The 8596-nt window shown below is 71.4% G+C and carries 8 protein-coding genes; 3 read left to right on the top strand and 5 right to left on the bottom strand.

Annotated elements, in window-relative coordinates:
* Positions 1–129 precede the first annotated feature (129 nt).
* On the top strand, positions 130–483 hold the full coding sequence (locus ACWEVO_RS21735; RefSeq protein ID WP_452309358.1) for a hypothetical protein: 354 nt from the start codon (positions 130–132) through the stop codon (positions 481–483).
* A 7-nt stretch (positions 484–490) separates the two neighbouring features.
* Here ACWEVO_RS21735 and ACWEVO_RS21740 read toward each other — a convergent pair whose 3' ends face one another.
* The gene (locus ACWEVO_RS21740) at positions 491–850 is read right to left on the bottom strand and encodes an STAS domain-containing protein (protein WP_452309359.1); all 360 of its coding nucleotides are present in this window, start codon (positions 848–850) and stop codon (positions 491–493) included.
* A 430-nt stretch (positions 851–1280) separates the two neighbouring features.
* On the opposite strand from ACWEVO_RS21740, the gene ACWEVO_RS21745 reads away from it, so the two are divergent.
* Together ACWEVO_RS21745 and ACWEVO_RS21750 are read left to right on the top strand one after the other, a co-directional pair.
* On the top strand, positions 1281–1685 hold the full coding sequence (locus tag ACWEVO_RS21745; RefSeq protein ID WP_452309360.1) for a hypothetical protein: 405 nt from the start codon (positions 1281–1283) through the stop codon (positions 1683–1685).
* Between the two features lie 233 nt (positions 1686–1918).
* Positions 1919–3298, top strand: a complete 1380-nt coding sequence (locus ACWEVO_RS21750) for an endo-1,4-beta-xylanase (protein ID WP_452309361.1) — start codon at positions 1919–1921, stop codon at positions 3296–3298.
* A 69-nt stretch (positions 3299–3367) separates the two neighbouring features.
* On the opposite strand, the gene araA is transcribed toward ACWEVO_RS21750, so the two are convergent.
* The 4 genes from araA to ACWEVO_RS21770 are packed head-to-tail and all read right to left on the bottom strand — an operon-like array spanning position 3368 to position 8491.
* Positions 3368–4870 carry an L-arabinose isomerase gene (araA, locus tag ACWEVO_RS21755; RefSeq protein WP_452309362.1) on the bottom strand — a complete coding sequence of 501 codons (1503 nt, stop codon included), beginning with the start codon at positions 4868–4870 and terminating at the stop codon, positions 3368–3370.
* Positions 4871–4896: 26 nt separating this feature from the next.
* Complete coding sequence (gene yjfF, locus ACWEVO_RS21760; protein WP_452309363.1) at positions 4897–5886, bottom strand: galactofuranose ABC transporter, permease protein YjfF; 990 nt, start codon at positions 5884–5886, stop codon at positions 4897–4899.
* The gene (locus ACWEVO_RS21765; protein WP_452309364.1) at positions 5883–6953 is read right to left on the bottom strand and encodes an ABC transporter permease; all 1071 of its coding nucleotides are present in this window, start codon (positions 6951–6953) and stop codon (positions 5883–5885) included. The genes yjfF and ACWEVO_RS21765 overlap by 4 nt, the downstream gene beginning before the upstream one ends.
* Positions 6950–8491: a sugar ABC transporter ATP-binding protein gene (locus tag ACWEVO_RS21770; RefSeq protein ID WP_452309365.1), complete on the bottom strand. Its 1542-nt coding sequence runs from the start codon at positions 8489–8491 to the stop codon at positions 6950–6952. The genes ACWEVO_RS21765 and ACWEVO_RS21770 overlap by 4 nt, the downstream gene beginning before the upstream one ends.
* Positions 8492–8596: the final 105 nt, after the last annotated feature.

Raw genomic sequence — 8596 nt, forward strand, 5'->3', positions numbered from 1 at the left:
GATCGGCAGCCGGGAGCCGTCACCGCGCCGTAGGAGCGGTGGTGGGGGCAGTAGTAGCCGCCGTAGGACGCCACCACCCGGCACAGCTCGGTCAGTTCGGCGTCGTTCGCGTACATGCCGGGGGTGTAGGTGAGGCCGGAGGAGAGGCCGACCGCGCCCTGCTCCAGCGCCCGGGTGGCCCTGGACCTGCTGCCCCGGCTGCTGGCTGGGCCGGTGGAGAGCGTCCTCAACGTCAACGCACCCGACCTGCCGCACGGGCGGCTGCGCGGGGTCCGGCGGGGCTCGCTGGCCAGTTTCGGTCAGGTGCAGATGACGGTCGCCGAGACCGGCCACGGCTTCGTCCGTACCTCGCTGGAGGAACCGGGGCAGTCCGTCCAACCCGGCACCGACCTGGCCCTGCTCGCCGCCGGGTACGCCTGCGTCACCGCCGTCCGGGCGGTGACCGAGGTCGCCGACGTGGACCTGTCCGGCCTCGGGGACTGAGCGCGGCTCAGGCGCCGGGCAGGACCTCGGAGCCGCTGTCGGCGAAGTAGGGCTCGGGAGCGCCGAAGAGGCCGAGCAGGCCGGTGACCCAGAGCTGCCGGTGCACGAAGCGGCTCGGCTCGGTGACCACCAGCTTCACGCCGCTGACCTCGCAGGTCTGGAAACCGGCCACCATGGCGCTGATGCCGACGGAGTCGATGAACGTGACCAACCGCATGTTCAGCTCGATCCGGGACGGACGGCCCTTGGCGAGCACCTCGGCGATCGCTTCCCGTACCTCGTACGCGGTGTCGACGTCGATCTCGCCCCGCGGGGCGATCTGGATGACACCACCCGGCACAACCGACTTCACGATCGACAGGCTCACGCGAGCACCTCCACTCGCCCGTACGGGCGCCTCATCAGTACGCGGGCCGCGACCGAGAGTATTCCTCTGACGGCCTCGGTCGCCACCCCTCGGGATGAGCAATTCGCGGACTGGGCACACCTGGGCATCCCAATCCGGAGCTTCGAGTTCCTATTTTCCTGCGACAAGTTGTCTGAATCTTCAACGACCGACCGGGCCCGGCCGATCCGCCGACCCAGGGTAGCGGTATCCCGCTCGTCCGGCTCGCAGCCGACCCCGGCGCGTTCGGCGGCTTCCTCCTGGCCTGCGCCGTTCGGGGGTGGTGGGGGCGGCGGGAGTGGTTTGTGCCGGGTCCCGGGTGGGCACTGGGCCGTGAGCAGACCGTCACGCGCCGGATGAGCACCGGAGCCCGACCCCCCGCCGGGCTCCGGCACCCCGAGGAGGTAACACGATGTTCGGAAGCACTCTGCTGGACCGCCGGAGCAGGCCCGAGCGGATCGCCGACCAGGCGTGGCAGCAACTCGTCTCCGCGCTCGACTCCGCTGGGGACAGCGTCAAGGACGCCGCCCGCTCCGCCCGCCGCAACGGCTCGGGGCTGGCCGACGACGCCACCGGCCTGGTCGGTTCCGCCGCCGAGGAGGCCCGCCGCCGGGCCGGCCTGGCCTTCGACGCCCTGGCGGGCCGCCGGCCGGCGCTGCCCTGGACCCTGTTGATCGCCGCGGCCCTGGCCGGCGCGGCGCTCGGCTGGGCCGCCGGGACCGCTGCCCGGGCCGCCGGCTCGCGGGCCCAGGAGCTGGACGAGATCGAGTTCGTGGACGTGGACCGCCCGGACTCCCCCGTCGGTCTGGACGGCTGACCCGCCCGGCCTCGCGGCGGCGCTCCCGACCCGGGGGCGCCGCCCGTGTGTCGGCAGGCGGTGACGCCGGCCGGCACCCGCTCGGCGCGGGTGAGCGCCCGGAGCACGGCGGGCCGGCGGGGGGGGGCCCCCGGGCGGGGGGGGGCCGGGGGCGCGGGGGGGGGGGGGGGGGGCGGGGGCCGGGGGGGGGGCCCCCCCGCCCCCGGGGCCCCCACCCGGAAAGGCAGCACCCCATGGACCACCGTCCCCACCACCGCGCCACCGGATCCCGCTCGCGGGGCCGGGCGCTGATACCCGTCGGCGCGGCGATCGCCACGGTCGTCGCCACGATCGCGGCGGCGACCACCGCGCATGCCGGCACCACCCTCGGCTCGGCCGCCGCGGAGAAGGGCCGTTACTTCGGTGCCGCCGTCCCGGCGTTCAAGCTGTCGGACAGCCAGTTCACCGGCATCCTCGACCGGGAGTTCAACGCGGTCACGCCGGAGAACGAGATGAAGTGGGACGCCACCGAACCGTCCCAGAACCAGTTCCGCTACACCGGCGGCGACCAGATCGTCGCCCACGCCCAGGCCCACGGCATGAAGGTCCGCGGCCACACCCTGCTCTGGCACGCCCAGCAGCCCGCCTGGGCACAGAACCTCTCCGGCAGCGCCCTACGGTCGGCCATGACCAACCACGTCACCCAGGTCGCCACCCACTACCGCGGCCAGATCTACGCCTGGGACGTCGTCAACGAAGCCTTCGCCGACGGCACCAGCGGCGCCCGCCGCGACTCCAACCTCCAACGCACCGGCAACGACTGGATCGAAGTCGCCTTCCGCACCGCCCGCACCGCCGACCCCACCGCCAGACTCTGCTACAACGACTACAACACCGACGGAATCAACCCGAAATCCACCGCCATCTACAACATGGTCCGCGACTTCAAAACCCGCGGCGTACCCATCGACTGCGTCTGCTTCCAATCCCACCTCGGCACCACCCTGCCCGCCGACTACCAAGCCAACCTCCAACGCTTCGCCGACCTCGGCGTCGACGTCCAGATCACCGAACTCGACATCACCCAGGGCACCAACCAAGCCACCATGTACGGGTCGGTGACCAAGGCCTGCCTCGCCGTCACCCGCTGCACCGGCATCACCACCTGGGGCGTCCGCGACAACGACTCCTGGCGCAGCGGAGACAACCCCTTGCTCTTCGACAGCAACGGCAACAAGAAACCCGCATACACCGCCGTCCTGAACGCCCTCAACGCCGGCGGGACCACCACGCCGCCGCCCAGCACGACGCCGCCGCCCAGCACCACCCCGCCGCCCTCGGGCAGCGGCTGCGCGGCGAGCCTGTCGCTGCAGTCCTGGACCGGCGGCTTCGTCGCCAACGTGCACGTCACCGCCGGTGCCAGCGCGATCAGCGGGTGGACCGTACGGATCACCCTGCCGTCCGGCACGGTCGTCACCGGCACCTGGAGCGCGCAGGCCAGCGGCACCACCGGCACGGTGAACTTCCGCAACGTCGACTACAACGGCCAGCTCGGCGCCGGAGGCGGCACCGACTTCGGCTTCCAGGGCACCGGCGTCGGCCCGTCGGGTACGCCCAGCTGCACCGTCGCCTGACCGCCGGCCCGGCCCGGATCCGTCGCCCTCCTCGGGGACGGCTCCGGGCCGGGTTTCCGGCAGGCCGGCTCAGAACCCCCGGGCGAGCCGGTAGTACGCCTGGTTCCAGCGGATCTCCGCGGCGAAGCGGCGCGGGTCCGTGTCGGCGTCGATGACGACCAGCTCGGTCCGGCTCATCTCGGCCAGGTCGTGCAGCTCCTCCACCCCCACCGCCCGGGACAGCACCGTGTGGTGCGGGGCGCCGGCGGTGATCCACGCCTCGGCCGACCCGGCCAGGTGCGGGCGGGGACGCCAGACCGCCCGGGCCACCGGCAGCCGGCGCAGCGGATACGGCGGCGCCACCACGTCGACCTCGTTGGCGACCAGGCGGAACCGCTCCCCCATGTCGGCCAGACCGAGCACGACCGCGGGACCGGGCTCGGCGTCGAAGACGAGCCGCACGGGATCCTCCCGCCCGCCGATGCTCAGCGGATGGATCTCCACGGCGGGCACATCCGCGGCGATGGACGGGCACACCTCGAGCATGTGCGCGCCCAGGACGAGTTCCCGGCCCGGGGTGAGGTCGTAGGTGTAGTCCTCCATGAACGAGGTGCCACCGTCGACGCCGACCGCCATCGCCTTGAGGGTGTGTACCAGGACCGAGGTCTTCCAGTCGCCCTCCCCGCCGAAGCCGTAGCCGTCGGCCATCAGGCGCTGCACCGCGATGCCGGGCAGCTGGCGCAGGCCGCCCAGGTCCTCGAAGTTGGTGGTGAAGGCGCGGAACCCACCGGCCTGGAGGAACGCCCGCAACCCGAGCTCCAGGCGGGCGGCGTAGCGCAGGGACTCGTGCCGGTCGCCGCCGGCGCGCAGCTCGGGCACCATCCGGTAGCTGTCGTCGTACTCCTTGACCAGGTCGTCCACCTGCGCGTCGGTGACCTCCCCGACCACCCGGACGAGGTCGTTGACCCCGTAGGTGTTCACCGAGACACCGAAGCGCAGTTCCGCCTCCACCTTGTCGCCCTCGGTCACCGCCACGTCCCGCATGTTGTCGCCGAAGCGGGCCAGCCGCAGCGACCGCATCGCCGACCAGCCGATGGCCGCCCGGGCCCAGGCGGCCACCCGGGACACCACCCGCGGGTCCGTGACGTGCCCGGCGACGGTCTTGCGGGCCACCCCGAGCCGGGTCTGGATGAACCCGAACTCCCGGTCGCCGTGCGCCGCCTGATTGAGGTTCATGAAGTCCATGTCGATCTCGTCCCAGGGCAGCAGGACGTTGGCCTGGGTGTGCAGGTGCAGCAACGGCGTCCGCAGCGCGTCCAGGCCGGCGATCCACATCTTTGCCGGTGAGAACGTGTGCATCCAGGCGATCACACCGATCGCTCCCTGTCCGGCCGCGTCCCGGCAGACCCGCAGGATGTCGCCGCTGGTGGTCAGGACCGGTTTCCAGACGACCCGGGCGGGGATGTGCGGCGAGTCGTCGAGCGCCGCCGCGATCTGCCGCGACTGGTCGGCCACCTGGCGGAGGGTGTCCTCGCCGTACATGGCCTGACTGCCGGTCAGGAACCAGATCTCAGGCTCAGCCTGCGTTGCCATGGAGTTGCCTTCCGCGAGATGGTCGGTCACTGGTAGCGGATTCCGATCAGACGTTGGAGCAGGATGAACGCGAAGAGCAGGCCGCCGATCACGATCTTGGTCCACCAGGAGTTGAGGCTGCCGTCGAAGGTGATCAGCGTCTGGATGACCCCGAGGACCAGCACCCCCAGCACCGTGCCGAAGACATAGCCGGAGCCGCCGGTGAGCACGGTGCCGCCGATGACCACGGCGGCGATGACGTCCAGCTCCATGCCGACCGCGATCAGCGGGGCGCCGGAGAGCGTGTAGAAGGAGAGCAGGATGCCGCCGATCGCCGCGCAGAGGCCGCTGATGGTGTAGACGGCGATCCGGGTCCGCCTCACCGGCAGCCCCATCAGCAGCGCCGACTGCGGGTTGCCGCCGACGGCGTACACGTTGCGGCCCAGCGGGGTGTAGGCCAGCGTGTACGCGGCGACGGCGACCACCGCGAAGGCGATCAGCACGCTGATCGAGACGAAGTTGCCGCTGGGGTTCCCGATCCGTGCCTGCGACATTCTGGTCCAGAACCCGTCGTTGATCGGGATGGACGAGCCGCTGATGAAGGTGCACATGCCGCGGGCGAAGAACATCCCGGCGAGGGTGACGATGAACGGCTGGATGTCGAAGAAGTGGATCACGCAGCCCATGAGGAACCCGAGCGTGGGGCCGATGAGCAGCGCGATGAGCAGCACCAGCGCCGCGGGCAGCCCCTCCTTCAGCAGGAACGCCGAGACCATCGCGGTCATCGCGACGACCGAGCCGACGGAGAGGTCGATCCCGCCGGTGAGGATCACGAAGGTCATCCCGACCGCGACGACGAGCAGGAAGCCGTTGTCGATGAAGACGTTGAAGACCACCTGGATGTTGGAGAACGCGCGGTACTGGGAGACGCCCACGCCGTAGAGGACGAGCAGCAGGGCGAGGGTGGCCAGGACCGGGACGTGCCGCCGGGGCAGCCGCGACCAGGTACGGGTGGTCAACAGGGACAGGGTGGTCATGCCGGCACCTGCTCCTTCGGCTGCTCGGAAACGGCGGCGGGGGCGGCCGCCGGACCCCGGCGGCGAGCGAACCGGGCCCGGAAGCCCGGTGCCTGGATGAGGCAGACCGCGATGACCACGACCGCCTTGAACAGCAGCGAGGTCTGCGGTGAGATGTTCATGGCGTACACCGTGGTGGTGAGGGTCTGGATGAGCAGCGCGCCCAGGATGGTGCCGCCGAGGGAGAACCGGCCGCCGGCGAGGGAGGTGCCGCCGATGACCACGGCGAGGATGGCGTCGAGTTCGACCCAGAGGCCGGCCGCGTTGCCGTCGGCGCTGGACACGTTGGCCGTCATCATGAAGCCGGCGACCGCGGCGCAGGCCGCGCTGATCACGTAGACGAGGAACGTGATCCGCGCGGACCGGATGCCGGCCAGGCGGCTGGCCCGGGCGTTGCCGCCGACCGACTCGATGATCAGGCCGAGGGCGGTCCGCCGGGTCACCGCGGCCACCAGCAGGGCCACGGCGAGGGCCACGAAGATGGCCAGCGGCAGGGTCAGCAGGTGTCCCACGCCGATGGCCTTGTACGGGTCGGAGTTGATGGTGAGAATCTGCCCCTCGGTGATCAGCTGGGCGAGGCCCCGGCCGGCGACCATGAGGATCAGCGTGGCGATGATCGGCTGGATGCCGATGACCGCGACCAGGACCCCGTTCCAGGCCCCGAGCACCAGGGCCACCGCCAGCCCGAGGGCGAGCGCGGTCAGCACCCCACCGAGGCTGTTCTGGTCGGGTTGCCGGCTGATGTAGAGGCAGGCGATGGCACCGCTGATCGCGCAGAGCGAGCCGACCGACAGGTCGATGCCGCCGGTGGCGATCACCAGCGTCATGCCGAGCGCGACCAGGATCAGCGGCGCGCTCAACCGCAGGATGTCGATCAGGCTGCCGTACAGGTGGCCGTCGCGCAGCTGGACCGACAGGAACCCGGGCCGGTAGACGGTGTTGGCGACCAGCATGACGACCAGGACGACGACGGGCCAGAAGAGCCGGTGGGTCGTCAACGCCCGGTAGCCGGCCGTGCGGTTGCTCATGACGGCACCTCCTCGTGCCCCGCGCCGGCGGCGATCCGCTGCATGATCCGGTCGGCGTCGACGTTCTGGTCGTTGGTGAGTTGCGCGACCATCTCGCGGTCCCGCATCACGGCGATCCGGTGGCTGAGGCGGAGCACCTCCTCCAACTCGGCGGAGACGAACAGCACCGCCATGCCGCCGTCGGAGAGCTCGGCCACCAGCCGCTGGATCTCGGTCTTGGCGCCGATGTCGATGCCTCGGGTCGGCTCGTCGAGGATCAGCAGGCGAGGCTCCGTGATGAGCCAGCGCGCGAGCAGCACCTTCTGCTGGTTGCCGCCCGAAAGGTTGCCGACCGGGATGTCCGGGTCCGCCGGCCGGATGCTCAGCGCCCGCACGTACCGTTCGACCAGCTCGTCCTGCCTGCGCCGGGGAACGGGCCGCAGCCAGCCCCGGGCCGCCTGCAGGGCGAGGATGATGTTCTCCCGCACGGACAGCTCGGCGATGATGCCCTCGGCCCGTCGGTTCTCCGAGCAGAAGCCGATGCCGTGGCCGATCGCGGCCACCGGCGTACGCAGTGCGGCGGGGGTACCGTCCACCCGGACGCTGCCGTGGTCGGGCCGGTCCGCGCCGAACAGCAGCCGCGCCACCTCGGTACGGCCCGAGCCGAGCAGGCCGGCGAGGCCGACCACCTCCCCCTTCCGAATGGTCAGGCTGAAGGGCGCCACCGCCGAGCGGCGGCCCAGCTCGCGTACGTCCAGCAGCGGCGCGCCCTCGGCCCGGTCGGCGACGCCGCCCCGGGGCTGCTCGTCGAGCCGTTCCAGCACGCGCAGTTCCTTGCCGATCATCCTCTCGACCAGGCTGAGCTGGGGCAGCTCGCTCGTCGGGTACTCCCCGACGAGCTGGCCGTTGCGCAGCACGGTGATCCGGTCCGCGATGCCGTAGACCTGGTCGAGGAAGTGGGTGACGAAGAGGATCGCGATGCCGTCGTCGCGCAGCTGCCGCATGACCCGGAACAGCTGCGCCACCTCACCGGCGTCGAGACTGGAGGTCGGTTCGTCGAGGACCAGGACCCGGGCCTTGATGTCGATGGCGCGGGCGATCGCCACCATCTGCTGCACGGCCAGCGAATAGCCGCCGAGCTGCGTGTTGACGTCGATGTCCAGATCCAGCCGGGCCAGCAGCGCGCGGGCCCGGCGGCGCATCTCGCCCCAGCGCACCGCGCCGAGCCGGCGGGGTTCCCGGCCGATGAAGATGTTCTCCGCCACCGAGAGGTTGGTGCACAGGTTGACCTCTTGATAGACGGTGCTCACTCCGGCGGCGGTGGCCTGCATCGGGCCGGTGAACGAGACCTGCTCGCCGTCGAGCGTGACGGTGCCCTCGTCGGTGCCGTAGACACCGGTCAGCACCTTGATCAGGGTCGACTTGCCGGCGCCGTTCTCACCCATCAGGGCGTGGACCTCGCCCGGAAAGAGGCGGAAGTCCACGTGGTCGAGTGCGCGTACCCCGGGAAAGGACTTGCTGATCCCGGTCATGGTCAGGACTGGATGGCTGGGTGTCATGCCACCGGACCTCTCCTGCGTCGATGGGAAGGCGACCGGCGTACCCGCCCCGCCCCGTCGGGCGCGGGCCCCGGTCGATGGGCCGCGCGGCGGCCGGGCCCGAGG

The organism is Micromonospora sp. NPDC003776 (assembly GCF_053605645.1).